The organism is Sinorhizobium prairiense (genome assembly GCF_029201645.2).
GTDB lineage: Bacteria > Pseudomonadota > Alphaproteobacteria > Rhizobiales > Rhizobiaceae > Sinorhizobium > Sinorhizobium meliloti_A.
In genome coordinates, this window is record NZ_CP104133.1 from 1,528,248 (window position 1) to 1,552,253 (window position 24,006).

The window sequence follows — 24,006 nt, forward strand, 5'->3', positions numbered from 1 at the left end:
GCGGACTCTCCGGTCCTGGAAAATGCCCAGCCGATAGCTGCCGTTCGGCAAGCGACCTTCATTGTCGCCGTTCGAAGTGCCGCCACCCGGCCCGATGGCGGACAGTCCGCTCCCGAGTAGCCAGCGAAAGCCGCCCTTTCCAATTACGATCCGGCGCGCTGACTTCGGCCCTGATGCTTTATCCCTTTACGTATCCTCGACCTTCAACGATCTTTCCGTCCCGAACGCGCATGATGTTTACCCCTCGAACCCGGTCCGCCCGGCTATCGCCCCAACGAAGCCGCCATCGGATGATCCCCCGATCCTCGCTGGCCCAAATCTCCTCGGCTTCGAAGACGAGGTTCGCAGAGGATGCAATCCCCTTCCAGAAGTCGAGGCAAGCTTCACGCCCTACGTAGCGTGCGCCATCCGGTGCGGGCGCCGTGTTCTCAAGGACGCAGCCCTCACCAATCAGATCATCGAGGTCTTCCGGGCGGTGCTTCTCAAACGCGTTATGGAAGCGTTTCACGATTTCGCGGGTAGTTTCGCTATCGGTGGTCATCTTTTTACCTCTTGAGATCAGGGCCTAGAAAGGCTTTTCGGACTTGTTGGTGCGATAAAGGCTTACGGCCACCTCCCGGGGTTTTCCGCGCGGACCTCCCCTCGCGACCTTGCGCCAGGCGTCTAGCGTGGCCTGATCGCGCCAGCACTCGAAGAGATTGACGCGCTCCGGATCGACCGCGTCCGCGCTTATCGAGAAGTCGACACAGCCGTCATAGGCTCTCGCGCGTTCGACCATACTCTTGAAGGCTTCCACGGAGCCGTCCCGCTTCTCAGCGTCGGTCCGGGTATAGCCGGCTATGATAATCATGAGCTTTGCTCCCTGAAACGTGGATGGGTTGCTGCTGTCACTCAGGAAGCGGCGCCGACTGGCCGGGAATTTTTGAATAACCCAGCGCCTCGACGATCAAGCCGTCCCGGACGTGCATCAGGTTGATGCCCCGGAGCGAACCCCCGTAGCCGAAGTTAAAACGCCAGCGGATGATCGCCCGGTCGCCCATTGCGATCGTGTCTTCGACGTCGAAGTGAGCAGTCCTGTCGGCGGCCAGAACCTCCCAAAACGCGAGACAGGCGTCATAGCCTTCGTATCGCGTTCCATTGGGTGCGGGCTGAATGGACTCCATCACGCAGTCCGGGGCGATCAGGTCTTTGAGGATAGCGGGCTTGTGATCGCGGAACGCCTGGTTGAACCTGCGCATGATCTCGGCTGTCTCGATCGTTTGCATAATCTCCTCCTAGTCAGACAGGTCTGTCTAGTTGCAGTATACAGACCTGTCTGTTAGAGTCAACCGCATGAAAAAAGCCATGTCGCCGACCGATTCCAAGGCAAGCGCCGCACGCCGCCGCTTGCTCGATACCGCCACTAGTCTTTTCTATACCGAGGGCATTCGTGCAGTCGGCATCGACCGCATCATCGCGGAGGCGGGCGTGGCCAAGGCGACGTTCTACAATTACTTCCCATCGAAGGATGACCTCGTCCTCGCCTATATCGAGGAGCAGGACCGGCTTGGGCGGGCGGCAGTCGCAGCGCTGCCGAAGCAGCCTCCACGGGACAGGATCGCCGCTATCATGGGGCGCATCAGCGAGGCCGTGGTCGCGGGAGGTTGGCGTGGATGCCCGTTTCTCAACGCGGCGGCCGAATATCCAGCCCCTAAAAGTCCCGTGCGGCAAGCCATTGAAGCGCGGCGCGCCTGGTATTACGGTGTCCTCCGGGACCTCCTTCAGGCCGACGGCGATCCGACCCCTTCCGTTACTGCCTCGTTGCTTGTCGCCGTATCAGACGGCTTGCTCGAAGCCGCATACCTTGACGATCCGGCGGCCGTTCCCGCCCTTGTAGGCGAAGCGCTGGATAGGTTGCTGGTCCGACTTTGAGGAAGTCGGATGGGCTCAAATCTGCCGAAATTCGTGAACTGTGCGCCGGGGACTTTGCCGCCAATCAGGGGCAGCTCTCCGACTCGCCTGCCCAATAGCGGCCAGTCCGATCCAGTGACCGCAATGGGTCCTCTTGGTGTCGCAGATGCTCCCGGCACTGCGACACCCGATCCTATGAACTATAAGAGGCGGACGGACATGCCCCCGTCAACGATCATGGGACTACCAGTCATGAACTGGGACCGATCCGAGAGAAGAAAGAGTGCCGCTTGAGCGATCTCCAAAGCCGAAGCCATTCTCTTTATGGGGTGCAGGTCAGAGACGAACTTTAAAGCTTCAGGATTACCTTCGCCACCTGCCGGGGTGACTGTCCCTCCGGGCAGCAGCGCGTTGATACGGATGCCCTCTCTGGCATGCTCAGCGGCAAGCGATTGGACAAGCCCATTCAACGCTGCCTTGGACGCGGCATAGGCTGCCATGCCTGGTAGTCCGCCGTTGCTGAACCCGACGAAAGAGGACGTGAAGACAATAGAGCCGCCGCCTTGCTCCTTCAGAATTGGAACCTGCGCCTTGGCCGCCCAGAAGGCGCTGGTTAGGTTTGTCGAGATTACTCTGTTCCAGTTGTCAATGGACATGTCAGGTACCGCCACCATGTCACCCACCACGCCTGCGTTGTTAAAAGCCCCGTGCAGGCTGCCGAAACGCTCCAGGGCCAATTCGGTCAGCACACCTGCATAGGCTTCATCCAGTACATCACCCGCACGGTACACGACGCTGCCGCCGCCTCTGGTGATGTCCTCGGCAACCGATTGAAGTTCATCAGATCGTCGCGCGGCCAGAACGACATTTGCCCCCTCGGATGCAAACAATCTGGCGGCGGCTGCTCCGATACCACTGCTGGCTCCGGTCACGATCAAAGTCTTGTTAGCCAGTTCCATTTTCATCTCCTGTTTATGATGCAGGAGATGGCTATTGCGCCCTCAGGCCGGTCGCCACCCGTTTCCTGTCTCAGCAGAAGTCCGCTTCGGCCAAACGCGGACGCATTTGCCCAGCAACTGGCCTTGATGGGCACAAGATTGTCCCCTTCCGCGGTGCCCGTCATTGCTGTTAGGGGGATGACCTCCCCTTGGTGTCACGGCGGCCGCAATCTCGCAGCCCGCTTTTGGTGCATCAGACGGCCCTGCATTTCGCCCTCTCCTTGAACCGACACCACGCACGCGATTAATTTGCGATTTGTGGTATTTTGTGGAGCCCTGAGATGGGCAGGCGCGGCGAAACTGGCGTCAGGCGGCCTGAACCACGGTCACGGCAATCATATGGAAGACGTCGGCCGCACTGCAGCCGCGCGAAAGGTCGTTGGCGGGCCGTGAAAGCCCTTGGAGGATCGGGCCTATTGCCGTCGCGCCGCCGATCCGCTGGGCGATCTTGTAGCCGATATTGGCAGCGTCGAGGTTCGGAAACACGAAGACGTTGGCCTCCCCGCGCAGCGCCGAATGCGGCGCCTTGGTCAGACAGACGGCCTCGACGAAGGCGCTGTCGAACTGCAATTCGCCGTCGATGATAAGATCGGAATCGGCGCGCCGCGCCATGCCGGTCGCCTCGACGACCTTCGAAACGCGCTCGTGAGCGGCGCTGCCGCCTGTCGAGAAGGAGAGCATCGCGACTTTTGCCCGTTCTCCGGCAAGCCTCTCAAAGGACTTGGCCGACATGCGCGCGATGTCGGCGAGACCGGCGGCGTCCGGGTCCACGACCAGTCCGCAATCGGCAAAGACGAAGGCCCCCTTCCTGGCGTGATAGGGCTCGCAGAGCATCATGAGGAAGAAACTGGAGACGAGCCCGACGCCGGGCGCCCTGCCGATCACCTGCAATGCGGCACGAACGGTGTCTGCGGTGGTTGCGACCGCGCCGCCGACAGTCCCATCGGCCATTCCTTCGCGCACCATCATCGCGGCGAAGGTCAGCGGTGACAGAACGGCGGCCCGAGCCGCGGTCTCGTCGACGCCTTTGCTCCTTCTGTGCTCGAGATAGGCGGTCGCGAAATCATCGGTAAGCGGAGAGCACGCCGGGTCCTCGATCCGGAATTCCTGCGGGATTGCGTCCAGGGCTGCGAGCCTCTGCGCAACCACCTCGCGGTTTCCGACCAGCGTAATCTCCGCCACGCCTTCCCGCCTCGCCTGCACGGCGCCGGCGACGATCCGCGGGTCCTCGCCTTCCGGAAGGACGATGTGCCGCGGCGCTTTCCTGGCGGCGTCGATGATGCGATCGAGAGGTTTCATCAGCTGTGTCCCAGATAATACATGCCGGCGAGTATGAAGACGGCGATGAACAGCGTTTCGGCCACGACGAGGGCAACGGCATCTCCGCCGACTTCGAGGACGCGGCGCAGCGACGTCTTCATGCCGACGGCCACGATGCCCGCCAGCAGTGCCCATCTGGATATGGCCATCCCGACCTCGCTTGCGAGCACCGGCACCAGCCCGGCGGAATTGAAGCCCGCGAGAACGAGGAACGCCAGGACAAAGCCCGGCACGAGCGGCGCGCGCTTTCCGATGGACGCGCCCTCCTGCGGAACGCCGCGCAGGGCGAGGGAAAAGATCAGCACCACCGGCGCCAGCATCGTCACCCGGATAAGCTTGACGAGCGTCGCGGTCTCGCCCGCCTCCGGAGAGACCGAAAAGCCGGCTCCCACCACCTGGGCGACATCATGGATCGTGCCGCCGAAAAAGATGCCGGTGGCTTGGCCGTCAAGCCCGAGATACTCGGCGACGATCGGATAGCCGATCATCGCAAGCGTGCTGAGCACGGTCACCGACAGCACGGTGAAGATAAGATTGCGCTCGGAAAATTCGTTGCGGGGCAGCACGGCGGCGATGGCCATGGCGGCCGAAGCGCCGCAAATGGCGACCGCGCCGCTGGTGAGAAGGGCGAGACGCCAGCCCCGGCCAAGCAGGCGGGCGGCCAGGAGGCCGAACAGGATGGTTGCCACGATCGCCGAGACGAGCAGCAGAATGGTGCCGGCGCCGAGGCCGATCAGAAGATCGACGCTGATGCGCATGCCGAGCAGCGCCACACCGATCCTCAAGATCAGCTTTGCCGAAAGCTCGATGCCCGCGACGCAACGTCCTTCTTCCGCCAGGAAGTGGAAGGCGATCCCCAGCAGCAGCGCCATCAGCATCGCCGGCGCCCCGTAATGCTCCGACAGGAACTGGGCAGCCATGGCGACGGCGGCCGTCACCAAGAGACCCGGTCCATAGGTCGACAGGACGGCTGATAGGGATTGCTTCCGTCGCTCGGTTTTGGGGATCGCGTCCATCTTTTCTTTCCGTTGAGTGAGCTCGGCGGCGACCACCGCCGAGCGAGTCGCGAGAGCTTCTTACATAGGTCGCTGGGTGCGCATGTCGGCGCGGTCGATGCCGGCCACCGCTACCGGCTTCTTCATCGCATCGCGGCGGAAGGGCTCACCGAGTTCCTGGTTGAGGATAACCTCGACGAAGGTGGTGATCCCCCTGGCCTGGTCCTCGATCGCCTTCGCAAGTGCCTCGGTGAGTGCGGCCGGCGTGTCGACCGTTACGCCCTTGAGGCCGCAGCCATCTGCAACCTTGGCGTAGCTCAGGTTCGGATTGAGCTCGGTGCCGACGAAGTTGTTGTCGTACCAGAGCGTCGTATTCCGCTTTTCCGCCCCCCACTGGTAGTTGCGGAAGATCACCATGGTGATGGCCGGCCAGCCCTCGCGACCGATCGACGTCATCTCGTTCATCGAGATGCCAAAGGCGCCGTCCCCGGCAAAGCCGACCACCGGCACGTGCGGGCAGCCGATCTTGGCGCCGACGATCGACGGGAAACCGTAGCCGCAGGGGCCGAACATGCCCGGTGCCAGATATTTCCTGCCCTGTTCGAAGCTCGGATAAGCGTTGCCGATCGCGCAGTTGTTGCCGATGTCGGTGGAGATGATCGCCTCCTTCGGAAGCACGGCCTGGATCGCCCGCCAGACCTGGCGAGGCGACATGCGATCGGGCTCGCGCTGGCGTGCGCCGACGTTCCACTCCGTGCCCGGATCGTCATCCTCATGGTCCATCGACGAGAGCTGCTGCAGCCAGGCCGAGCGCGTCTGGTGGATCAGCGCCTTCCGTTCTTCGCGGCTTGCGTCGCCGGCGGCCGGCGCAAGCTGCTGAAGAATCTGCCGCGCCACCTGCTTCGCGTCGCCGCAGATGCCGACCGTCACCTTCTTGGTCAGGCCGATCCGGTCGGCATTGATGTCCACCTGGATGATCGCCGCATCCTTCGGCCAGTAGTCGATGCCATAGCCAGGCAGCGTCGAGAAGGGATTGAGCCGCGTACCCAGGGCGAGCACGACGTCTGCCTTGCTGATCAATTCCATCGCCGCCTTCGAGCCGTTATAGCCCAAGGGTCCGACCGACAGACGGTGGCTGCCGGGAAAGGCGTCGTTGTGCTGATAGCCGCAGCACACCGGCGCATCCAGCTTCTCCGCAAGTGCCATGGATTCCTGGATGGCGTTGCCGATGACGACGCCGGCGCCGTTGAGAATGACCGGGAACTTCGCTTCCGAAAGCAGCCGCGCGGCCTGGGCGATGGCCGCGGGGCCGCCCGCCGGCCGCTCGAAGCGGACGATGCGCGGCAGATCCACGTCGATAACCTGCGTCCAGAAGTCCCGCGGGATGTTGATCTGCGCCGGTGCACAACCGCGCCATGCCTTTTCGATGACCCGGTTAAGGACCTCGGGAATGCGGCTCGGATCGCGCACTTCCTCCTGATAGCAGACCATCTCCTCGAACATAGCCATCTGGTCGACTTCCTGGAAGCCGCCCTGGCCGATGGTCTTGTTGGCGGCCTGCGGCGTGACCATGAGCAGTGGCGTATGGTTCCAGTAGGCCGTCTTCATGGCCGTGATGAAACCGGTCACGCCGGGGCCGTTCTGGCCGATCGCCATCGACATCGTGCCGGTCGCACGGCTGAAGCCGTCGGCCATCATGCCGGCATTGGTCTCGTGGGCACAGTCCCAGAACCGGATGCCCGCCTTCGGAAACAGGTCCGATACGGGCATCATCGCCGAGCCGATGATCCCGAACGCATGCTCGATGCCATGCATCTGCAGGACTTTTACAAACGCCTCTTCGGTCGTCATTTTCATGTCATGTTCCTTTCGCGTTGAGGGTAAGGCCGACCGGGCGGCTAAAGAATTTCATCCTTGAGGTAGTACCAGCGATACATGCCCCACTGGCCGAGGCGTCTGAAAGGCGTGAGCAGGCCATGGCTCGGCAGCGGCGACGTGAAGATCGGCAGATCGAGGGCGCCGCCCTTGCCCGCCACCATCTGGGCCATGCGGCGGCCGGCCTGGGCGGAATACATGACCCCGTTGCCGCCATAGCCCATGGCGTAGAACAGCGGCTGCTTCGGGTCGGGGCGGAAGATGCGCGGCATCATGTCGTGGCTGACATCGACCCAGCCCCACCAGGAGTAGTCGATCGTGATCCCCTTCAGGATCGGGAACTTTCGGTAGAGCCCTTCGAGCAGCCGATCGAGATGTTTGGGGTTGACCGCGTCGCGGCCGGTAATGGCGCTGCGGCTGCCGATCTGCACGCGACCGTCCGGCAACATCCGGTAGTAGTGGCGCAGCGTGCGCGTATCGGTGAGCGGGATCTGCGTCTTGAAGTTCAGTTCGGCGCGTTCTTCCTCGGTCAGCGGGCGTGTGACGATCGAATTCGAGAGGATCGGCATCAGCCTGTGCCGCGTCAGCGTATGCAGGTCCGGCGAGGTATAGCCTGCCGTCGCAATGCAGACGGCGCGCGCACGAACGGTGCCGCCCGGCGTCGTCAGATGATAGGCTCCGTTTTTCCAGTCGCAGCCGAGAACGGGACTTGCCGTGTGGACCCGCGCACCGAGCTTGCGCGCCAGACTGAGGTAGCCGAAGGCGAGCTTGGCCGCGTGGATGCCCATGCCGTCCGGTTCGTACATCGCCCCCCTCGCCTCCTCGTCGCGTACGAAGTCGCGGTGGACCTCATCGCGGCCGACCATGCGCGAGCGGTAGCCGAAAACCTCGTTGAGAAGCCGCGAACTCGGCTTCGAGCGCCGGCAACACCTTGTCGCGGTGGGCGATATAAAGATGGCCGCCGTCCTGAGGGTCGCAGTCGATCTCGGGCGAGCGGATCAGGTCCCGGAAGAGATCGAAGGCTTCGCTGATTTCGCCATGCAGCCTTTTGGCGACATCGACGCCCCAGCGCTCGATCCATTGCGAACGCTTGAGCCGGCCGGCGGAGATCTGCGCCTGACCGCCGTTGCGGGTGCTGCAGCCCCAGGCGACGCCATTGGCTTCCAGCACCGTCGCCTTGATGCCATGCTCCTGGGCCAGATGGATCGCGCAGGAGAGCCCGGTGTATCCGGAGCCGACGACAGCGACGTCGACGTCCATATCGCGTGTGACGGGTCCGTCGTCGGCAGGCGGAGTGCCGGCCGTGCCGATCCAATAGGTCGGCGCATAGTCCTTGCCGTCGCCCGGATTAGGCGCGCGGATCGGATCATAGGTCGGATCGAAGGGCTTCCGCGATGCGATCGGTCTGGCCAGTTGATGTTCCATGTCGTGATCCTGCCCTGAGGCTCTCAGTATCTCGGCTGCGGTTCGATGAGCGGCCGGTTCTTTCGGAATGCCTGCTTGCGGACGATCTTTCCGTCGCGAAGCGTGAAGAGATCGCAGCCTTCCGCGACGATGCGCGAGCCGTCCTCATTGGTGCCTGAGAACGTCCACTCGGAGACGGCGCGATCAGCGTGGACGAAGTGGCTGTGATGATCCCAATGGGCATCCCGCATTGCCGTCCATACACCTGAGAAGGCATCGGCAATCGCCGCAGCGCCGACGATGCGCTTGCCGCAGGCCTCCGGCCCGGCAACGGCGTTGAAGACGCAATCGGCGGCGAAAAAGGCCATGACGTCGTCGATGTCGTGCCTGTTGAAGGCGTCGAAAAGCTTTGCGAGATCTTCGGCAGTCATGTCGAAATTCCTTTGTTCATGCCTGGGCATAGCTTCGCCGGGCGGGCGGCCCTAAGCCCGTTGAAATGGGTTGGAAAAGGTTGTCCGGGGCGCCGCCGACTACGTCCGATCGGCTGCCGTCACACTTTGCCCTTCCAGGGAATGAGCGCCTTTTCGAGGTAGCGGATCATGAGATCGAAGGCGAAAGCGAAGACGCCGATGACGACGATGCCCATGATGACCGTATCGCTGGCGAGATATTCGGCGGCATTCAGCACCATGAAGCCGAGGCCACGATGGGCGGCCACCATTTCGGCGGCGACGAGCGTGGTCCAGCCGACGCCGATTCCGATACGCATGCCGGTGAATATCTCCGGCAGGGCAGCCTTCAGGATCACATGCCTGATCACCTGGGCTCGCGTCGCGCCCATCGCATAGGCCGCATGGATCTGTTCCGTCGAGACCGAGCGGACACCGGCTCTGGCGGCGATCGCCATCGGCGCGAAGATCGCCAGATAGATCAGGAACACTTTCGGGAATTCGCCGATGCCGAGCCAGATGATGATCAGTGGCAGATAGGCGAGCGGCGGCAGCGGCCGGTAGAATTCGATGATCGGGTCGAAGAGACCGCGCACCACCCGGTTGACGCCCATGAGGATGCCGACGGGAACGGCCGTGACGAGTGCCAGTACGAAAGCTCCGAGCACGCGGCCGAGACTTGACAGGGTATGCTGCGCCAAAGTGGAGTTCGAGACGCCTTCCGTAAGCGCAATCACGAACTTGTCCCAGACGGCGAGCGGCGACGGCAGGAACAGCGGCTTGATCCAGCCCATTTCGGTCACGAGCAGCCAAAGCGCGATGAACGCAAGGGCCGTGAGCAGGCTGATGTGGCCGCTCATGCCGTCGCCCGGCGCACCGTAGATCCTGCCCGGACGAACCGGTTTGCTCTTTGCGACACCCTCAAGCATGGAGGATCTCCGGGTTCCCGGACTGGCGCTCGTCGCCATAGATGATGCCGAGGATTTCTTCACGCATGTCGATGAAGTCGCGGCTGGATTTGATTGCGCGTGCATTGCCGTTCTCCAGGAAGCGTTTGTTGAAATCGAGCTCGTAGGTATGGGTGATGCGGCCCGGACGGGGTGACATCACGATCAGCCTGGAGCCGAGGAACAGCGCCTCCTCGACGCTGTGGGTGATGAAGAAGAACATCTTGTTGGTGAGTTGCCACACTTCGAGCAGCAATTCCTGGATGGTCTCGCGCGTCAGCGCGTCGAGGGCAGCCATCGGCTCGTCCATGAGCAGCATCGCCGGATCGCAGGTGAGCGCGCGGGCGATGCCGACACGCTGCTGCATGCCGCCGGAGAGGTGATAAATCATGTGACGGTGGAAATCCTGCAGCCCGACAAGCGCGAGATTTCTGGTCGCCAGGTCCCGCCGGGTCGCCTTGTCGACACCCCTGAGCTTCAATCCGAACTCGGTATTGTCGATGACGTTAAGCCAGGGGAGCAGCGCGTGCTTCTGGAAGACGACGCCACGGTCGGCACCGGGGCCGGTGATGCGGCGGTCGCCCAGCATGATTTCCCCGGCGCTCGGCGCCATGAACCCCGCCATCAGGTTGAGAAGCGTGGTCTTGCCACATCCGGATGCACCGAGGGCGACGACGAAATCGCCGCTTTTGATTTCGAGATCCACGCCCTTGAGCGCGATGACCGCCTGGTCCGAATAGAGACCGGGATAGGTCAGACTGACATTGCTGACGTTAAGCGTTTCCATGTCGCAGGCCTTCCTGGAAAGTGCTGTGTCGAGGGTATCAGCGGCGCTCCTGACCGCGCACGGCGCGCGGGCGGGAGCGCGCGTCGTCTGCTACTTGGAGGCTTCTTTCGCATATGAGCTGTTGACGAAGGGCGCGTAGTCGTCGAGCGCGGTGTCGATCTGTTTCTGATCGACCAGAAATTTGGCGCTCGCCTCCAGCGCCCGGACAGCGCCGCCGCCAAGCCACTGATCGGAGACCTGTTCGTCGACGGTCGGGAAGGACAGGAGGTTCAAAGCCTGGACGATACCCTCGGCGTCGCCGCCGATCAGCTTGACCATGCCCTGGACCTGCGGCGAGTCAGCCTTCCAGCCGCTGCCATTCGCCTTGTAATCGGCATAGGCGTCCGCGAGCACCTTGGTGAAGGCGGCCATGAATTTGGGGTTTTGCTCGGCCCATTCCTTGTCGGCCACGAGGCCGTCGAAGGTCGGCACGCTCGCCGCGCCGATCGCCTCGGAATCGGAGATGACCTTGCCGCTCTTCAGGAGTTCCGACAGCGCCGGTGGCCATACATAGGCGGCATCGATATCGCCGCGCTGCCAGGCTGCGACGATCTGCGGCGGCTTCATGTTGAGGATGTTCACTTCCCGCGGATCGGTTTTCCAGACCTGTTCGAGGCCGACCAGCAGATGGAAGTGCGACGTCGAGACGAAGGGAACGCCGACATTCTTCCCCTTCAGGTCTTCCGGCTTTTCGATGCCGGAACCTTCTCGGGCGACGAGCGCTTCCGACTTGCCGATATTGTCCAGGATCCAGAAAAGTTCGAGCCCGACGCCGCGGGTCGCCGCGGCAGTCGTGCCGGTCGAACCGATGACGCCGATCGGCACGTTTCCGGAAGCGAGGGCGGTCGAAATGTCACCGCCGGAACTGAACTGGCGCCAATCGATCGTATAGCCGGCTTCCTTCGCTGCGGCATCGAAACGACCGTCGGCGATCGCCGAGATGAACGGGCCGACGATCTGCTGGTAGCCCACGACGACGCTGGTTTCCGCCTGGGCGGCGAAGGAGGTGAGGACACCGGCGGCGATGGCCACGGCTCCGGATAAGTGCTTGAAACTTCTAAGGTGGATCATGTCGTTACCCTCTTGGTTATGTCGCCCCGCTTTTTGCGGGGTCGCGCCGTACATTGAATGACGGTCTTTGCTTGCCGAATAGAAATATGCCCACGTCCCGGATTGCCTTATATCCAGATAGGAAGTTAGATGAGTCCAGTTGGATGAGGTGAACAATGGCGGGCTCGACGGTCTCGGAAACGATCTTCTTCCTCGACCGGGCCAGCCAAACGGGCCTGCAGGCGCAGATCCGTGAAACGATCGTTTCGGCCGTATTGTCGGGCCGCCTGGCGCCGGGCGCCCAATTGCCCTCCAGCCGCAAGCTTGCGGCCTATCTGAATATATCGCGGATCACCGTAACGCTCGCCTATCAGGAGCTCGCTTCCCAAGGCTATGTGGAGGCGGCGAACCGGAGCGGCTACCGGGTCGCCGGCAAACCCCCGACGACAGCAATCGCGATGCAGGCCGCCCATGCTGCGGCCGATGCGATCGACTGGTCGGCCAAGTTGCGCTCGACCTTCATCGTGGCCAAGCAGATGCGTAAGCCCCTCGACTGGCGAGCCTATCCCTACCCGTTCCTTTACGGTCAGATGGACCCGTCACTGTTCGATCTCACGGCCTGGCGCGACTGCGCGCGACGGGCGCTGGCCCGCGAGGATTTCGAGCTGATGGCGGGCGACTTCGCGGCGGCGGACGACATCCAGCTCGTCAACTATATCTGTTCGCGCACCTTGCCGGGCCGCGGCATCCGTGCGAACCCCGACGAGATCCTGGTGACGGTGGGCGCGCAGAACGCCCTCTGGATCGTCATCCAGCTCCTGTTGCGTCAGGGCGCCCATGCGGTCTGCGAGAACCCCTGCCATCCCGACATGAGTGCATCGCTTCGCTTGAGCGGCGCCGGGATCACCTTCGTCGATGTGGACAGGGACGGCCTGCCGCCCGCCGCGCTTCCGCAAGAGGTCGATGCCGTGTTCGTCACGCCCAGCCATCATTCGCCGACCGGCGCGACGATGCCGATCGAGCGACGGGCGGCCTTGCTCGAGGCGGCCGCCTCCAAGGACTTCATAATCGTCGAGGACGATTACGAGTTCGAGATGAGCTTTCTGGCGCCCCCTTCCCCTGCCCTCAAGGCCTTCGACCGCAGCGGGCGGGTCTTCTACATCGGCAGTTTCTCCAAATCGCTGTTTCCCGGCCTGCGTCTCGGCTATCTGGTGGCACCGGCTGCCGTGATCCGGGAGGCGCGGGCACTACGGGCGCTGATGTTGCGGCATCCGCCGGGACACCTCCAGAGAACGGCCGCCTATTTCCTGGCGCTCGGCCACTATGATGCCGTGCTGCACCGGATGCGGGAGGAGTATCATCGCCGCCACATCATCATGGACGCCGCCCTCCGGGATGCCGGATTGAAGATTGCAGGATCTGCGGCTTTCGGCGGCACGTCCTTCTGGATCGAGGGGCCGGAAGGTCTCGATGCGGACCTGCTGATGAACGCTTTGCGCAAGGACGGCGTGCTGATCGAATCCGGATCCCCCTTCTTCCCGCAGGACGACGGACCGTGCCGCTTCTTCCGCATGGGCTACTCGTCGATTGCACGCAACCGCATAGCCGACGGCGTGGCTCTGACCGCGGCGCGGATCGGGGAGCGGGGGTAGGATGGATCTCCAGACGACCCCCTGCCGTTCATTCGGTACGCTCTTGCTAAGCCGGGGGCGGGCAGGATTGCGAAGCGCTCGGTATCCGCCTAGCAATGATGCCCGCGACGGTTTCGTCAGCAATGCGCGAGAGCTCTTCCGCTGTCGCGCCATCACGCGCCTGCACCGACATGCCCTGCTGTACGGCGGATAGGTACAGGGCGAGCCCCTCTGCTTCGGATCGGTCAAGCCATCGAGACAAGGCATTCGCAATACGGTCGCGTAGCGCTCGCCGACGTTTGCCGAGCTCGTGTGCGAGTTCCTGCTGCTCGTCCGCAGCTTCGACCAAACCGGTCGAGATCATGCAGCCGCGCTCCTCGGCCGTCACTGCACGGATCGCCGCATCGAGTAATCCTTTCAGCGCCTGCTCCAGCGTCACAGCGCCTTCCATGCCGTCGAGCGCACCGGGTAGGCCTGCGTAAAGGTCGAGCGCTTCCCGGTAGAGGCCCGCTTTGCTCCCAAACGCCGCGTACAGGCTTGGCGGAGCGATGCCGATCGCGCTCGTCAGGTCGGAGATCGACACGCCCTGATACCCGTAGCGCCGAAACAGACGCATCGCGGTCTCAATTGCTTGATCTCGATCGAAGCTGCGCGGGCCTGCGGAGCGGCGTTGGCGAGGCTTATCCATAACGATCACTAAACACAGCTTGACGCCGAAAGGCAATGCGTTAGTTTGTAGCGATCACTAAACATAAGGAGCGCAACGTATGACCCGTCCACCATTCCCAAACATCAAGGGGTTCGGCTCCGTCCACGGCGTCCCCAGCCTGCCGCCGGGCTTCATCGACGTATTCGAAAGCTACCGGGTGCCTACCGGAGAGATCGAACTCCATGCCGTTATCGGTGGCGAGGGCCCGCCGCTGCTGCTCCTCGGGGGCTGGCCGCAGAACTGGTACATCTGGCGTGACGTAATGCTGCCGCTGGCTGAGCGCTTCACACTCGTCGTGCCTGACCCGCGCGGGCTCGGGATCTCGGATAAGCCGGAAGAAGGCTATGACAAGGGGACACTAGGCCGCGACGTGTTCGGGCTGATGACGGGGCTTGGCCACGAACGCTTCGCGCTGGTTGGCCACGATTGCGGCATGTGGGTAGGCTATGCGATGGCAGCGGACCAGCCCGAGCGGATCGCGCGGATTGCGCTGGGTGAGGCGATAATCCCTGGTGTCGCCGTCTCCCCGCCGCTGATCTCCGACGATCGGCAGCTCAGCGATTTTCTCTGGCACAACAATTTTTGTCGCGTGCGCGGGATCAACGAGGCGCTTGTAGTAGGTCGTGAGGAGATATTCTTCGACTACCAATTCACCAAGATCCCCGTACCCAACCCTATCCCAGCCGACATCCGTGCCTTCTACATCGACCTAATCAAGCGCGATCGCCGGACGCTACGTGCGAGCTTCGATTACTACCGCGCCATCGACGATGACATTCCGGCAAATCGTGAACGGATGAAGAACTCGGCTGACCATGCCGGTGCTAGGCTTCGCCGGCGAGTTAGCCTGCGCGGGCGCGGTGGAGGAGCAGCTTCGCCAGGTTGCTGACGATGTTCGCTGTACCATAATTCCGGAATGCGGGCATTTCGTGCCGGAGGAAACACCGGACGCGCTATTGGCACTGTTGAGGCCCTTCCTCGAGCCTTATCGCACGCACGCCAGTTGATCTGTATGTGCGTGACGTTCATTGCCGATGGCGAACGTCACGCATGCTGCGGACGCGACCGGGCCCCTTGCCGGCTTATCACTGGCACGCTGGCCGAAGCCCGAGGGCACCCAACCGGCGAGGCGAAGTGGTCACCTGGCTGTTCGCATCGGCTTCGATTACAGCGTCGGCAGAGGCGCGCGGAGACTCCTGGGGCAAACTGTGCCCGATGCCGCCAGGACGCGGTGGCAGCAGGTCATGACAGACCGTTTCTTCATGGTGCCGGGGATCAGCAGGATGTCCGGCGACCGCTGCAGGAGCCGCGCGTGCCCCACTTGCATTGGAGTTGCCTCCAACCGGCGCGACTTCGGAGCGCGTTTCAGCCTGTAGCGGGTTGAAGCCGCCCAGCGGGAACCAGGGGCATTAGCCGGATCGACGAAGCAGCCACCCGGGGCAGTCATAGTCTTTCTCGTTACTTGTAACATTTGAAGTTGCGCATGATGCTGGGCGGTCTATACTCGCGACCCGAACGAGATTCAGAGCGAGATAGTAGAATGGAACGTGTCGTGGACGCGGTCATCGTGGGCGCGGGTGTTGCGGGTCTAAGCGCCGCTTTATTCCTCGGTAGAGCAGGCAGGTCCGCTATCATATTCGATGGAGGCACAACCCGGATCGAAAGCGTTGCGGAAGTCCGCGAATACCTCGGCTTCGATGGGTTGCCGCCCAGGAGCTGCTTGCCCGAGCCAGCGCTGAGGTCCAACAATACGGGGTCGAGATCATACGCCAGCGAGTAACGTCGGTAACACCACGCGCCGACGGCCTTTTCGAGGTGCATCACGGCCATTCGGTAAGGATGGCTCGCACCGTTGTTCTTGCAACCGGACTGATAGACAAACTGCCGCCGCTTTCAGGATTGCCCAAGGTCTGGGGAAGAGATCTTCGTGTCTGTCCATGCTTCGATGGTTATGAGGTCCAAGGAAAGCGCTTCGTGGTCTTCGGAGTGCCCGACAGGCTGGTCCACATGGCATCATGGGTGTGGATGTGGTCTCGCGACGTGACGGTGGTTTCCGAGCATGCGTTCACCGACGTCGATCTCTATCGCCTGCGACTTTTGGAAATCGAGGTGATTGCCGACGAGGTGACGGGATTGGTTCACGGCGGCGAGCGACTTGAAGCGCTCACGACACGCAAGGGGAAATCGATCGCCTGCGACGCCGCCTGGATTGCTGCTGACATGGTCGCGGCCTCCGATCTCGCAGCTAGCCTATGTGATGTTGACGACATGGGCCTGGCTCGGACCGACAGCGCCGGACGGACGAGCCGACCGGGGATTTTTGCCGTCGGAAACGCCGCCGATCCCGCCGCTCATCTCGCTCACGCGTCCGCTGCGGGCACCAATGTTGGCCCGCATGTCGTCATGTATCTGCTGGAGAGAGAAATAGAGCGGCGAACGGCCGATCAGAGGAATGACGGCTCGGTTGACATCTCACGAAGAGCATCATGAGAACCGACAGCCGCTTGTCCCGCATGCTCCACGTCCTGCTGCACATGGCCCGCCATGATCGCCCATATACATCCGAGCATATCGCCGGAATGCTTCAGACGAACGCCGTTGTCGTTCGTCGGACCATGGCTGGCTTGCGCGCCAACGGCTATGTTCGATCTGTCACTGGACAGGGGGCGGCTGGACGATTGCCTGCGACCTCAACAAAACGACCTTGCTGGATATTCATCGGGCAGTCGGCGGCCGTCATATCTTCGCGATTGGCCTGGACAACGACAATCCATCCTGCGCGGTCGAACGGGTCGTCAACAGCGCAGTCGCGGATGCGCTGGATCGAGCCGAACGGCTGCTGATCGGCAGATTGGGCGAGGTCACACTCGCCGAGTTGGCGGAACAGTTTGATGCCATCTGCCACGCCGAACTCAAACAGTAGCGCCATCGGAGGATGTCCGTTCATGGTCTGAGACTCGGCCCGAAGCCGTTGCTAAAGGTTCCTGAGGCCGACGCGACACCGACGTTACCCTGCTGTCACGCCGGCATCCCACCGATATAGCGCATCGGGCATCTTCTCCTGACAGTCGGTTCCGTCCGTCTCACGAATCCTGACGAAGCCGTTTCGCTCGTAGAAGGCGATCGCATCAACATTCGCCTGGAAGACCCAGAGCTGAAGATGGTCGAAATGGTCCTGCGCCTTCGCAATCAGCTTCCGGCCGATCCCGCGGCCCGTATAGCCAGGCAGGAGGTAAAGATGTTCCACCCAACCTTGCTTGAAGGCGCAGAAGCCGACGACGAACTGCTGTTCGTCAGCCACCCACACATCGCAGTCTCGGAACACGATGTTGCGGAAGTAGGCCTTGTCTTCCTCAAAGGTGTGCAGATCTGGCAAGTAGGGGAGAAAGGCTTGGCGCGACCTCCGGAATACAGATGCCACAGCCTCTGGTTCAGTAGATCTAGCCCGACGAATCTTGATGCTGCACGGATCGGAACTCATCGCTTATGAATTTACCCTCGGTCTGGATGGGCGATCGACCCTGTGAGAATCGCGCTATCGATGTTCAAGTCAGTGTCGATGATTTAGGGAGCATTCATCGACGCCAGCAGAGCGCCATGGCTGAAACTCTTCGGGCAGTCCGAACCGCCCTGGCGGCCTGTCGGCAGTAAGCGCCTCCTTGCGCCTGCCCGGGGGCATCGGCGAAGAACTCCTGCTCGTTATCCGATCCCGGCCCGGTCCCCCGTCCAAGGTCACGACGCCAGACGCTCTCTATCACGTCTTAACAGTCGGGTCACGTTCGCGCCTCCAGCGCATGTGAAGGATCGGATACGGTCGACCCTCTGAATCCGTGTCCGATCGTCCCTGCTGATCAAAGCCCATGGCTTCATAGAAGCCTTTTGCGGAGGCGTTCTGCTCGTTGACGTCGACGGTCGCCTCGCTCCGGGGTGCCAGAAACGAATGCAGAAGGAGCTGCCCGATGCCTTGACCCCTACTGTCAGCGTGGACGAACAAGGCATCGACATGATCTCCAGTCGTGCCCATGAACCCATGGGCGGTGTCATCTGCGTCAACCGCAACTGTAAAATCTGCGGTTGGCAGGTACGACTTCGCGACGAGCTCGCTGAACTCGTCGAAGTCTTCCGCCGAGAGAAACTGGTGCGTCGCCAGAACCGACGTGCGCCAGATCTCGAAGTTGCGCGCAAGGTCTTCGCATTTCGCCGCTCTCAAGGTGAACATGCGGTGTCCTTGAAGAGGTGCAGCGCCGCATATTGCAGGAGCATAATGGTCTTGCCGTCGCGGATCCGGCCGTCGGCGATCATCCTCAGCGCCTCTTCGATTGTCGGCTCCAGACATTCAATGTCTTCGCCTTCGTCCGGGTCGCCACCGCCCTCCGATACTTGATCAGCGGCCGAATAGGCTCCGACAAAGAAGTGAAGCCGTTCCGTCACCGATCCAGGGCTCATGAACGCTTCGAACACCTGACTGACATCGGTGACGCGGTATCCGGTCTCCTCCTCCACCTCCGCCTTGATCCGCTCTTCCGGGGTTGCCTTGTCCAGAAGGCCAGCGGGTGTCTCGATCAGAAGATCGTCATACCCGTTGACAAAGGCAGGGTAGCGGAACTGCCGGGTGAGCAAGACCTTTCGGCGCTGCAAATCGTAAAGCAGGATCGTTGCGCCATTGCCGCGATCGTAGGTCTCCCTGCTCTGTCTCTGCCACTCTCCGTCCCTCCGACGGAAGCTGAAGGTCGTCTTCTTCAGGACATACCAGTCGTCCGACAGGGTGGTCACCTGCTCGACCCGAATCCGATCTGCAACCGACATACACGTTCTCCATCACATACTGCACGATATTGCATGATATTTGTGTTCGTGCAATATGTGGAGCATAGGCGACGGACGCATCATGGGGGGCGCGTTAAGGCGAGCTTCCACGTTCGGGAAATTCCTGCAGTCACTCCCGAGGCTGCATTGCAGAGCCGCCACGGGCTGGAGCCAGGGATTCAATTGCAGCGGTTATTGCCAGGTTTGCACTATCTGAAAAGGAAGCGTCCACATGCTGACCACTGAGCGCAAGGCGCTGCTCCTCGACGCCCTCGGCAAGGAAGGCCGGATCGTCGCGAAAGAGTTCAGCCGGAAGCTGGGCCTATCCGAGGACACGATCCGGCGAGACCTTCGGGAGCTTGCTGGCGAAGGACTACTTCAACGCGTGCATGGCGGCGCTCTCCCCGCCTCCAAGGCACTCAAAGACCTTCCCACGCGCCGAAATGTGTCCGTCAACGACAAGGCCGAGATCGCCAAGGTCGCCGCCGGCATGGTCAAGGAAGGACAGATCGTCTTCCTGGATGGAGGCACGACGACAATCAGGCTCGCGCGCGTCCTCCCAAAGGCCTTGAAGGCGACGGTCGTGACCCATAGCCCCGACGTCGCAACCGCTCTTCTTGATCATCCGGGGGTGGATGTGGAGCTTATCGGCGGTCACATCTACAAGCATTCGAACGTCTCCGTAGGCGCCGTCGCCATCGAAGCAATTTCGCAGATCCGCGTGGATCTCTACTTCATGGGCGTGACCGGTATCCATGTAGAGCACGGCCTGACGACGGGAGACCGCGAGGAGGCGGCGGTGAAGCGGGCGATCTGCCGGCAGGCTGCGGAGACGGTCGTGCTTGGCTCGAGGGAAAAGCTCGGTGCCGTCTCCGCGTACAGCGTCGTTGGCTTCGATGACGTCGACGGGCTTATTGTGAGCAGGAAGTGTCCCGAGGATCTGATCACCCCTCTTCGCGATCTAGGCATGCAGATCATATCGTCGTAAATGGCGGACAGTGGCGGAAATGAAGGCTCATTCCTGTCGCAAGATTCGTCGCTTCATGGCCAAAACACCAGCTTCCAAGCTAAGCCGGGAGCCCGTCACGCCATCTCAAGGTGCGAAGATTCCGTTCCCTGCGTGATAAGCGGCGCGGGAGACTTCGCATGCGGGTGGGAAGCGTTAAGTCGCCGAGCCACGATATCGTGGTTGAGCCACAGGACGGGACCGGAGGGTTCGGAAGATTCGCCGAAAATCAGCTGCCCGGTTGCCTTCACGACGAGACCGCTCAGGAGATCGCTGATCATCAACTTGCTATCCCGATGCATCCGGGTGATTTCGTTGGACGTTCCGATGGTCAAATCGGCCTGTGCCTGGCTGTTTGCCATGGGCCATGCCGAAAACTCATAGAACGGGCGCATGACCTCGCTGGCCTGCATGTCGGTGATCTTCCGGAACACATCCTTCATGGTTAAGCCGTCTGCCAGAAGCTGCTCGCAGGCCTGCCACTGTTCGTCTGCCCATTGGCCACCGTTTTCTTTCTTCAACGCAAGCAGCAGCGGTATCAGGGGCAGTTCGATACCCGTGAACACATCGGACGAATTGGTCCGGATTTCGGGACAGTTATAGACAGTTGCCTTGATGCCTTTCGCCCAGGCTTCCTCTGCAATGCCTTCGAGCCGCATCTTGGCATAACCCTGGGTGTAGTTGGTGTAGGTCTGCCAACGATAGCTTCCGTCAATGAGGATCGCCGATCCGTGGTAACCATAGGCCGTATATCGTATTTGACCGCCCGAAGCTTCCACGCGCTCGCGAATCGCCGCGCTGAAATCAATGAGATGGCGAAAGGTGTTTGCGGAGACGTCGTCAAAATTCTGCAGGATGAGTTTTCCCATATCACTGTCGAGCAAGGTCTGCGACGACATGTGGCGGGTTCCGGTTCCCTTGTAGATTCGATTGGCGACGACCAATAATACCTTCGCCTTCGGGATGCCTCCGGCCATTGTGTGGGCGAAGAAAACATTGCGGCCAGCGGCGATCATTCCGTCGAGAACGGTCATGACCTTTGCAAGCGACTCCGTAAAACGCGCAGTGGCGATGTCGCGGCATTGCCTCACATAGTCCCAGTCGAGCTTGTCGTGTTCCCAGCTCTCAAGCGTCATCTTTGCCAGGAGATCGGTGGGAGTTGGGCCGCCTACGGGCGCATCGAGATCGAATCCCGCCATAAGAGGTATGTTGATGATCCTGCCGCCCAGCCGGGCCTCCGCCGAAGACAGTTCCTCGGCGTCGAGCGGCCGAAGCGCGTTGTTCTCGTCGCGCCGCCCGACGGTGATCCCGACAATCTCCATTCCAGCCCGCCGGGCTTCCTCGAGCAAACCGGTGGCGTATCCGCGGCCGAACAGTTCGCCGAAGAGTACGAAAACATCGCCTTTACGGAAGACCGTGTTCTCGGAAAGACGATTCAGTGCAACCGGATTTTCCATGCTGTCAGCTCTTTGATTCGTGTGTCGTCGAGCAATGGCTCATACGAGCGTCGCAAAGACATGACCGCACTGGCACCGAATGGGAACTCATTTTCGGTGACCGTTCATTTCAAAACGTGAAGTCGGTCTCTGCTGTTCCTGCAATGCGGCGAAATGCCGAGGCCGTTGGAGATCGGCGCGCCGATACCGAAACGAGTGCGGCTTTCGGCGGCACGTCCGTCTGGATCGAGGGGCCGGAAGGTCTCGATGCAGCTTCGGGTGGCATCGGTGCGGCAGCGGCACTAGCAAGCGGAGCGCCGTTGACAGCGCTGTTTGCTGGCGGCTCGAAGTTTGTGGGTATCTTCTTTCCGCAAGGCGATACCCTTGTTGAGCGCACCCCAGGTAGAGTGTCTTCACACCCGGATTGAAGGCGGTGATAAAAAGGACCCATGGGCATCAAGAACTATCTAATCGAAGGCGGCTCGGGTACCGGAAAGACGTCTGTCGCTACCGAACTGGAGCGGCGGGGCTACCATGTCGTCCATGGTGACCGCGTTTTGGCCTATGTCGGCGACCCCGAGACAGGCCAGGCGCTCGCAGGACCACCCGAAGGCGCAGACCGCATCGCTTGGGGATACGCGCACTGGATCTGGTCTGTCGAGAAGGTCCGCGCTATTGCTGCCGACACCACCCATCCTGCCACGTTCTTTTGTGGCGGCTCGCGCAATTTCCACAAATTCCTGGACCTGTTCGATAAGGTTTTCGTGCTCGACATCGACGTTGAGACGTTGAACCGACGACTGGATGGGCGGCCGAATGAGCCGGGCTTCGAGCCGGCCGAGCGGGCCCTGGTACTCCGCTATCATCGTACCCGGAAGTATCTTCCTGCCGGCATCGATATCGACACGGCGAATACCGTCCCAAGTGTCGTCGACGCGATCCTCGCTAAACTCACCTGAAGCCCGGCAGGTTTGTGATAGGGAGGGAAGCAACTGATTGTTGCGAGAAAGCCGCTAGCTGCCGTACGGCTCACTGGCGGCGGTGTCGGCTTCACCGGGCTTTCTGATCGGAGCGGGCGCCAAGCAGACGCCGTTCGCATTCGCGGTACGCGCTGAGGATCGACAGGTCTACTCAGGCGCAACCTCAAGGCGCTGTTTCAGAAGCCAGTCCCAGAGCTCGGGATCGTTCAAGGCGGCCCGCTCGACGCCCGAGTGGTCCACGCCCTCCAAGACACTCAGACGAGCATTACGCTTCAGACCCACAAGCCGCTCATAAAGCACGACTGAATCCGACAAAGGGATGACTTCATCGTTCGTGCCGTGGAACACCCAGAAGGCTGCCTTTTCATTTGTTCTGCTAAGGTAGTGGCGATTGCCGCCGCCGGCGATCGGAACGACAGCGGCGAATGTTTCGGGAAACTGTTCTGCCATGGCCCAAGCAGCGAAAGCGCCGCGACTGAACCCCACGACATAGACACGCGCGCGATCGACGCGATACTTCGACATAACCTCGTCGAGCGCCGCCTCGACTTTCTCGATCGGATAAAGCAGCTCTTCACTCGGATTCTGAGGTGAAAACACCAGGAAGGGGAACTTCTTTCCCTCCTCGATCAATTTCGGAATGCCACTCGATCTGACTTTCTCGATATCGGTCCCGCCCTGATCGCCGCCGTGTAGCCACACGACAAGCGGATACGCGTTGCTGGACGACGCATAGTCGTCCGGCGTGTAAATCAGATAGTTGAGATCATTCTTTATGCTGGTGCTCGATCTCGCTGCCAACTGCTCTGCATGCGCCACGCCTGCACTGCCCATTCCAATTACGGCCGTGAAAGCCAGTGCCATGATGTTCCGCGTCATTCGACCACCTGCTTCATAATGTTGCCTGCAAGCATCAAATGGAACCGAAAAACGAGAACTCAAGCCTCCCTACCCCGGGGATGGAACCGTCGCCTCGGGGAAGGATTGTCGCGGAACGCCGCGGCAATCCCGGAAGCGCGACCTGACAGCCCGGTTGTCGAGTGAAGAATTACCTCCGGCGTGGCGAGCAATCACTGGGTCAGGCCGTTCTCTCCTTCTCGTAGAAGGGCAGACAGGTCGAGCCGAGCGAGCGGGTCCTGCCGCCACGTTTCCTCGATCGCATCCACCCGGTCCGGATAGAATGCCATGTGCTCCTTGATCTCACGGACCGCTTCATGCGGATTCTCATAGGTCCAGACGGCATTCTTCGAGCGTTCGCCACCGGCCGCGATGCTGTAATAGGACGCATCGCCCTTGTAGGGGCAATAGGTCCCATGATCGGTGCGCGCAAGCAGCGACATGTCGACGTCGCTGCGGGGGATGTATTGCACGGGCGGATAGGACGCCTCGCGCAATGTGAGCGCGTCGCGCGTATCGGCCACGATGCGGCCATCGAGCCTGACTACAACACGCCGGGGATTGCGTTCGACAGTGATCGGATGGTCGGGGCCTGGAATTCTGATCGGCTTGTCTGACATGAGCGTTCGCCTTCAGGTGGTTGCACCGCCCCTTAGATAGGGTCACGCCTCCCGCTCCCCAAGGGCCGCACCGCCTCGACGGGCTGGGATGGCTTCCGGTCCGGCCAAACAAAATCATGAACCATCGGATATCTGAAAGAGTTGGAGCGGATGCGGGCGGAAACGGG

At 61.5% G+C, this 24,006-nt stretch carries 25 protein-coding genes and 3 pseudogenes; 9 read left to right on the plus strand and 19 right to left on the minus strand.

Going from position 1 to position 24,006, the window contains the following annotated elements:
* Positions 1-178: 178 nt before the first annotated feature.
* Genes N0Q91_RS30410 through N0Q91_RS30420 form a run of 3 tightly spaced genes read right to left on the minus strand, consistent with a single transcriptional unit; the run spans position 179 to position 1,265 of the window.
* Positions 179-541 carry a nuclear transport factor 2 family protein gene (locus tag N0Q91_RS30410; protein WP_275599121.1) on the minus strand — a complete coding sequence of 121 codons (363 nt, stop codon included), beginning with the start codon at positions 539-541 and terminating at the stop codon, positions 179-181.
* Positions 542-565: 24 nt separating this feature from the next.
* Positions 566-850 carry a putative quinol monooxygenase gene (locus N0Q91_RS30415; RefSeq protein WP_018098768.1) on the minus strand — a complete coding sequence of 95 codons (285 nt, stop codon included), beginning with the start codon at positions 848-850 and terminating at the stop codon, positions 566-568.
* Between the two features lie 37 nt (positions 851-887).
* The gene (locus N0Q91_RS30420; RefSeq protein ID WP_275599122.1) at positions 888-1,265 is read right to left on the minus strand and encodes a nuclear transport factor 2 family protein; all 378 of its coding nucleotides are present in this window, start codon (positions 1,263-1,265) and stop codon (positions 888-890) included.
* A gap of 67 nt (positions 1,266-1,332) precedes the next feature.
* Between N0Q91_RS30420 and N0Q91_RS30425 the strand changes: the two genes are divergently transcribed.
* A complete protein-coding gene (locus N0Q91_RS30425) occupies positions 1,333-1,911 on the plus strand; it encodes a TetR/AcrR family transcriptional regulator (RefSeq protein ID WP_275599123.1) in 579 nt (192 codons plus the stop codon).
* A gap of 179 nt (positions 1,912-2,090) precedes the next feature.
* Here the strand turns inward: N0Q91_RS30425 and N0Q91_RS30430 are convergent, their stop codons facing one another.
* The 9 genes and pseudogenes from N0Q91_RS30430 to tauA form a co-directional block, all read right to left on the minus strand.
* A complete protein-coding gene (locus N0Q91_RS30430) occupies positions 2,091-2,849 on the minus strand; it encodes an SDR family oxidoreductase (RefSeq protein ID WP_275599124.1) in 759 nt (252 codons plus the stop codon).
* 345 nt (positions 2,850-3,194) lie between these two features.
* Positions 3,195-4,187 (minus strand): phosphate acetyltransferase, encoded by a 993-nt coding sequence (gene pta / locus N0Q91_RS30435; RefSeq protein ID WP_275599125.1) that lies wholly within the window; start codon positions 4,185-4,187, stop codon positions 3,195-3,197.
* Complete coding sequence (locus tag N0Q91_RS30440) at positions 4,187-5,224, minus strand: YeiH family protein (protein WP_102762613.1); 1,038 nt, start codon at positions 5,222-5,224, stop codon at positions 4,187-4,189. Before N0Q91_RS30440 ends, pta begins: the two co-directional genes overlap by 1 nt.
* A 60-nt stretch (positions 5,225-5,284) precedes the next feature.
* A complete protein-coding gene (gene xsc / locus N0Q91_RS30445) occupies positions 5,285-7,060 on the minus strand; it encodes a sulfoacetaldehyde acetyltransferase (RefSeq protein WP_102762612.1) in 1,776 nt (591 codons plus the stop codon).
* Between the two features lie 41 nt (positions 7,061-7,101).
* A pseudogene (locus N0Q91_RS30450) lies at positions 7,102-8,503 on the minus strand (NAD(P)/FAD-dependent oxidoreductase).
* A 23-nt stretch (positions 8,504-8,526) separates the two neighbouring features.
* A complete protein-coding gene (locus N0Q91_RS30455; RefSeq protein ID WP_100670281.1) occupies positions 8,527-8,913 on the minus strand; it encodes a nuclear transport factor 2 family protein in 387 nt (128 codons plus the stop codon).
* 119 nt (positions 8,914-9,032) lie between these two features.
* Positions 9,033-9,860 carry an ABC transporter permease subunit gene (locus tag N0Q91_RS30460; protein ID WP_018098776.1) on the minus strand — a complete coding sequence of 276 codons (828 nt, stop codon included), beginning with the start codon at positions 9,858-9,860 and terminating at the stop codon, positions 9,033-9,035.
* Positions 9,853-10,665 carry a taurine ABC transporter ATP-binding protein gene (locus N0Q91_RS30465; RefSeq protein WP_102762609.1) on the minus strand — a complete coding sequence of 271 codons (813 nt, stop codon included), beginning with the start codon at positions 10,663-10,665 and terminating at the stop codon, positions 9,853-9,855. The genes N0Q91_RS30460 and N0Q91_RS30465 overlap by 8 nt, the downstream gene beginning before the upstream one ends.
* A 90-nt stretch (positions 10,666-10,755) precedes the next feature.
* Entirely contained in the window at positions 10,756-11,775 is a 1,020-nt protein-coding gene (gene tauA, locus N0Q91_RS30470; protein ID WP_100670279.1) for a taurine ABC transporter substrate-binding protein, read from the minus strand.
* Positions 11,776-11,930: 155 nt separating this feature from the next.
* On the opposite strand from tauA, the gene pdxR reads away from it, so the two are divergent.
* Entirely contained in the window at positions 11,931-13,406 is a 1,476-nt protein-coding gene (pdxR, locus tag N0Q91_RS30475; RefSeq protein WP_102762608.1) for a MocR-like pyridoxine biosynthesis transcription factor PdxR, read from the plus strand.
* 46 nt (positions 13,407-13,452) lie between these two features.
* Here pdxR and N0Q91_RS30480 read toward each other — a convergent pair whose 3' ends face one another.
* Positions 13,453-14,109: a TetR/AcrR family transcriptional regulator gene (locus N0Q91_RS30480; RefSeq protein ID WP_375341902.1), complete on the minus strand. Its 657-nt coding sequence runs from the start codon at positions 14,107-14,109 to the stop codon at positions 13,453-13,455.
* 43 nt (positions 14,110-14,152) lie between these two features.
* Between N0Q91_RS30480 and N0Q91_RS30485 the strand changes: the two are divergent.
* The 4 genes and pseudogenes from N0Q91_RS30485 (at position 14,153) to N0Q91_RS30500 (ending at position 17,017) form a co-directional block, all read left to right on the plus strand.
* Positions 14,153-15,101: pseudogene (locus tag N0Q91_RS30485) on the plus strand (alpha/beta fold hydrolase).
* A gap of 533 nt (positions 15,102-15,634) precedes the next feature.
* Positions 15,635-15,874: an FAD-binding protein gene (locus tag N0Q91_RS30490; RefSeq protein ID WP_275599126.1), complete on the plus strand. Its 240-nt coding sequence runs from the start codon at positions 15,635-15,637 to the stop codon at positions 15,872-15,874.
* A complete protein-coding gene (locus tag N0Q91_RS30495) occupies positions 15,859-16,584 on the plus strand; it encodes an NAD(P)/FAD-dependent oxidoreductase (RefSeq protein ID WP_345774948.1) in 726 nt (241 codons plus the stop codon). Before N0Q91_RS30490 ends, N0Q91_RS30495 begins: the two co-directional genes overlap by 16 nt.
* Positions 16,581-17,017 (plus strand): annotated as a pseudogene (locus N0Q91_RS30500) (RrF2 family transcriptional regulator). The gene N0Q91_RS30495 and the pseudogene N0Q91_RS30500 overlap by 4 nt, the downstream one beginning before the upstream one ends.
* An 84-nt stretch (positions 17,018-17,101) precedes the next feature.
* Here N0Q91_RS30500 and N0Q91_RS30505 read toward each other — a convergent pair.
* From N0Q91_RS30505 to N0Q91_RS30515, 3 genes are all read right to left on the minus strand, one after another.
* The gene (locus N0Q91_RS30505) at positions 17,102-17,575 is read right to left on the minus strand and encodes a GNAT family N-acetyltransferase (RefSeq protein WP_275599128.1); all 474 of its coding nucleotides are present in this window, start codon (positions 17,573-17,575) and stop codon (positions 17,102-17,104) included.
* A 273-nt stretch (positions 17,576-17,848) separates the two neighbouring features.
* Positions 17,849-18,313 (minus strand): acetyltransferase, encoded by a 465-nt coding sequence (locus N0Q91_RS30510; protein ID WP_275599129.1) that lies wholly within the window; start codon positions 18,311-18,313, stop codon positions 17,849-17,851.
* A complete protein-coding gene (locus tag N0Q91_RS30515) occupies positions 18,301-18,900 on the minus strand; it encodes an NUDIX domain-containing protein (RefSeq protein WP_275599130.1) in 600 nt (199 codons plus the stop codon). Before N0Q91_RS30515 ends, N0Q91_RS30510 begins: the two co-directional genes overlap by 13 nt.
* A 232-nt stretch (positions 18,901-19,132) precedes the next feature.
* Between N0Q91_RS30515 and N0Q91_RS30520 the strand changes: the two genes are divergently transcribed.
* The gene (locus N0Q91_RS30520; protein ID WP_275599131.1) at positions 19,133-19,888 is read left to right on the plus strand and encodes a DeoR/GlpR family DNA-binding transcription regulator; all 756 of its coding nucleotides are present in this window, start codon (positions 19,133-19,135) and stop codon (positions 19,886-19,888) included.
* Positions 19,889-19,983: 95 nt separating this feature from the next.
* On the opposite strand, the gene N0Q91_RS30525 is transcribed toward N0Q91_RS30520, so the two are convergent.
* Positions 19,984-21,363, minus strand: a complete 1,380-nt coding sequence (locus N0Q91_RS30525) for an enoyl ACP reductase FabMG family protein (RefSeq protein WP_275599132.1) — start codon at positions 21,361-21,363, stop codon at positions 19,984-19,986.
* On the opposite strand from N0Q91_RS30525, the gene N0Q91_RS30530 reads away from it, so the two are divergent.
* Together N0Q91_RS30530 and N0Q91_RS30535 are read left to right on the plus strand one after the other, a co-directional pair.
* Positions 21,345-21,770: a hypothetical protein gene (locus N0Q91_RS30530; RefSeq protein ID WP_127709561.1), complete on the plus strand. Its 426-nt coding sequence runs from the start codon at positions 21,345-21,347 to the stop codon at positions 21,768-21,770. The two genes, N0Q91_RS30525 and N0Q91_RS30530, sit on opposite strands and share 19 nt — an antisense overlap.
* A gap of 21 nt (positions 21,771-21,791) precedes the next feature.
* Positions 21,792-22,301 (plus strand): DEAD/DEAH box helicase family protein, encoded by a 510-nt coding sequence (locus N0Q91_RS30535; RefSeq protein ID WP_102762601.1) that lies wholly within the window; start codon positions 21,792-21,794, stop codon positions 22,299-22,301.
* Positions 22,302-22,469: 168 nt separating this feature from the next.
* Here N0Q91_RS30535 and N0Q91_RS30540 read toward each other — a convergent pair whose 3' ends face one another.
* Entirely contained in the window at positions 22,470-23,201 is a 732-nt protein-coding gene (locus N0Q91_RS30540; protein ID WP_102762600.1) for a carboxylesterase family protein, read from the minus strand.
* Between the two features lie 191 nt (positions 23,202-23,392).
* Positions 23,393-23,839 (minus strand): DUF427 domain-containing protein, encoded by a 447-nt coding sequence (locus tag N0Q91_RS30545; protein ID WP_275599133.1) that lies wholly within the window; start codon positions 23,837-23,839, stop codon positions 23,393-23,395.
* Positions 23,840-24,006 lie beyond the last annotated feature (167 nt).

What these genes read in the sequence shown, in the direction of transcription:
- N0Q91_RS30535 (WP_102762601.1), top strand. Translation starts at nt 21,792, where the DNA reads ATGGGCATCAAGAACTATCTAATCGAAGGCGGCTCGGGTACCGGAAAG.
- N0Q91_RS30455 (WP_100670281.1), bottom strand. Translation starts at nt 8,913, where the DNA reads ATGACTGCCGAAGATCTCGCAAAGCTTTTCGACGCCTTCAACAGGCAC.
- N0Q91_RS30410 (WP_275599121.1), bottom strand. Translation starts at nt 541, where the DNA reads ATGACCACCGATAGCGAAACTACCCGCGAAATCGTGAAACGCTTCCAT.
- N0Q91_RS30490 (WP_275599126.1), top strand. Translation starts at nt 15,635, where the DNA reads ATGGAACGTGTCGTGGACGCGGTCATCGTGGGCGCGGGTGTTGCGGGT.
- N0Q91_RS30420 (WP_275599122.1), bottom strand. Translation starts at nt 1,265, where the DNA reads ATGCAAACGATCGAGACAGCCGAGATCATGCGCAGGTTCAACCAGGCG.
- N0Q91_RS30525 (WP_275599132.1), bottom strand. Translation starts at nt 21,363, where the DNA reads ATGGAAAATCCGGTTGCACTGAATCGTCTTTCCGAGAACACGGTCTTC.
- N0Q91_RS30415 (WP_018098768.1), bottom strand. Translation starts at nt 850, where the DNA reads ATGATTATCATAGCCGGCTATACCCGGACCGACGCTGAGAAGCGGGAC.
- N0Q91_RS30430 (WP_275599124.1), bottom strand. Translation starts at nt 2,849, where the DNA reads ATGGAACTGGCTAACAAGACTTTGATCGTGACCGGAGCCAGCAGTGGT.
- N0Q91_RS30465 (WP_102762609.1), bottom strand. Translation starts at nt 10,665, where the DNA reads ATGGAAACGCTTAACGTCAGCAATGTCAGTCTGACCTATCCCGGTCTC.
- N0Q91_RS30520 (WP_275599131.1), top strand. Translation starts at nt 19,133, where the DNA reads ATGCTGACCACTGAGCGCAAGGCGCTGCTCCTCGACGCCCTCGGCAAG.
- N0Q91_RS30460 (WP_018098776.1), bottom strand. Translation starts at nt 9,860, where the DNA reads ATGCTTGAGGGTGTCGCAAAGAGCAAACCGGTTCGTCCGGGCAGGATC.
- N0Q91_RS30425 (WP_275599123.1), top strand. Translation starts at nt 1,333, where the DNA reads ATGAAAAAAGCCATGTCGCCGACCGATTCCAAGGCAAGCGCCGCACGC.
- N0Q91_RS30515 (WP_275599130.1), bottom strand. Translation starts at nt 18,900, where the DNA reads ATGTCGGTTGCAGATCGGATTCGGGTCGAGCAGGTGACCACCCTGTCG.
- pdxR (WP_102762608.1), top strand. Translation starts at nt 11,931, where the DNA reads ATGGCGGGCTCGACGGTCTCGGAAACGATCTTCTTCCTCGACCGGGCC.
- N0Q91_RS30540 (WP_102762600.1), bottom strand. Translation starts at nt 23,201, where the DNA reads ATGACGCGGAACATCATGGCACTGGCTTTCACGGCCGTAATTGGAATG.
- N0Q91_RS30440 (WP_102762613.1), bottom strand. Translation starts at nt 5,224, where the DNA reads ATGGACGCGATCCCCAAAACCGAGCGACGGAAGCAATCCCTATCAGCC.
- N0Q91_RS30505 (WP_275599128.1), bottom strand. Translation starts at nt 17,575, where the DNA reads ATGAGTTCCGATCCGTGCAGCATCAAGATTCGTCGGGCTAGATCTACT.
- xsc (WP_102762612.1), bottom strand. Translation starts at nt 7,060, where the DNA reads ATGAAAATGACGACCGAAGAGGCGTTTGTAAAAGTCCTGCAGATGCAT.
- tauA (WP_100670279.1), bottom strand. Translation starts at nt 11,775, where the DNA reads ATGATCCACCTTAGAAGTTTCAAGCACTTATCCGGAGCCGTGGCCATC.
- N0Q91_RS30510 (WP_275599129.1), bottom strand. Translation starts at nt 18,313, where the DNA reads ATGTTCACCTTGAGAGCGGCGAAATGCGAAGACCTTGCGCGCAACTTC.
- pta (WP_275599125.1), bottom strand. Translation starts at nt 4,187, where the DNA reads ATGAAACCTCTCGATCGCATCATCGACGCCGCCAGGAAAGCGCCGCGG.
- N0Q91_RS30545 (WP_275599133.1), bottom strand. Translation starts at nt 23,839, where the DNA reads ATGTCAGACAAGCCGATCAGAATTCCAGGCCCCGACCATCCGATCACT.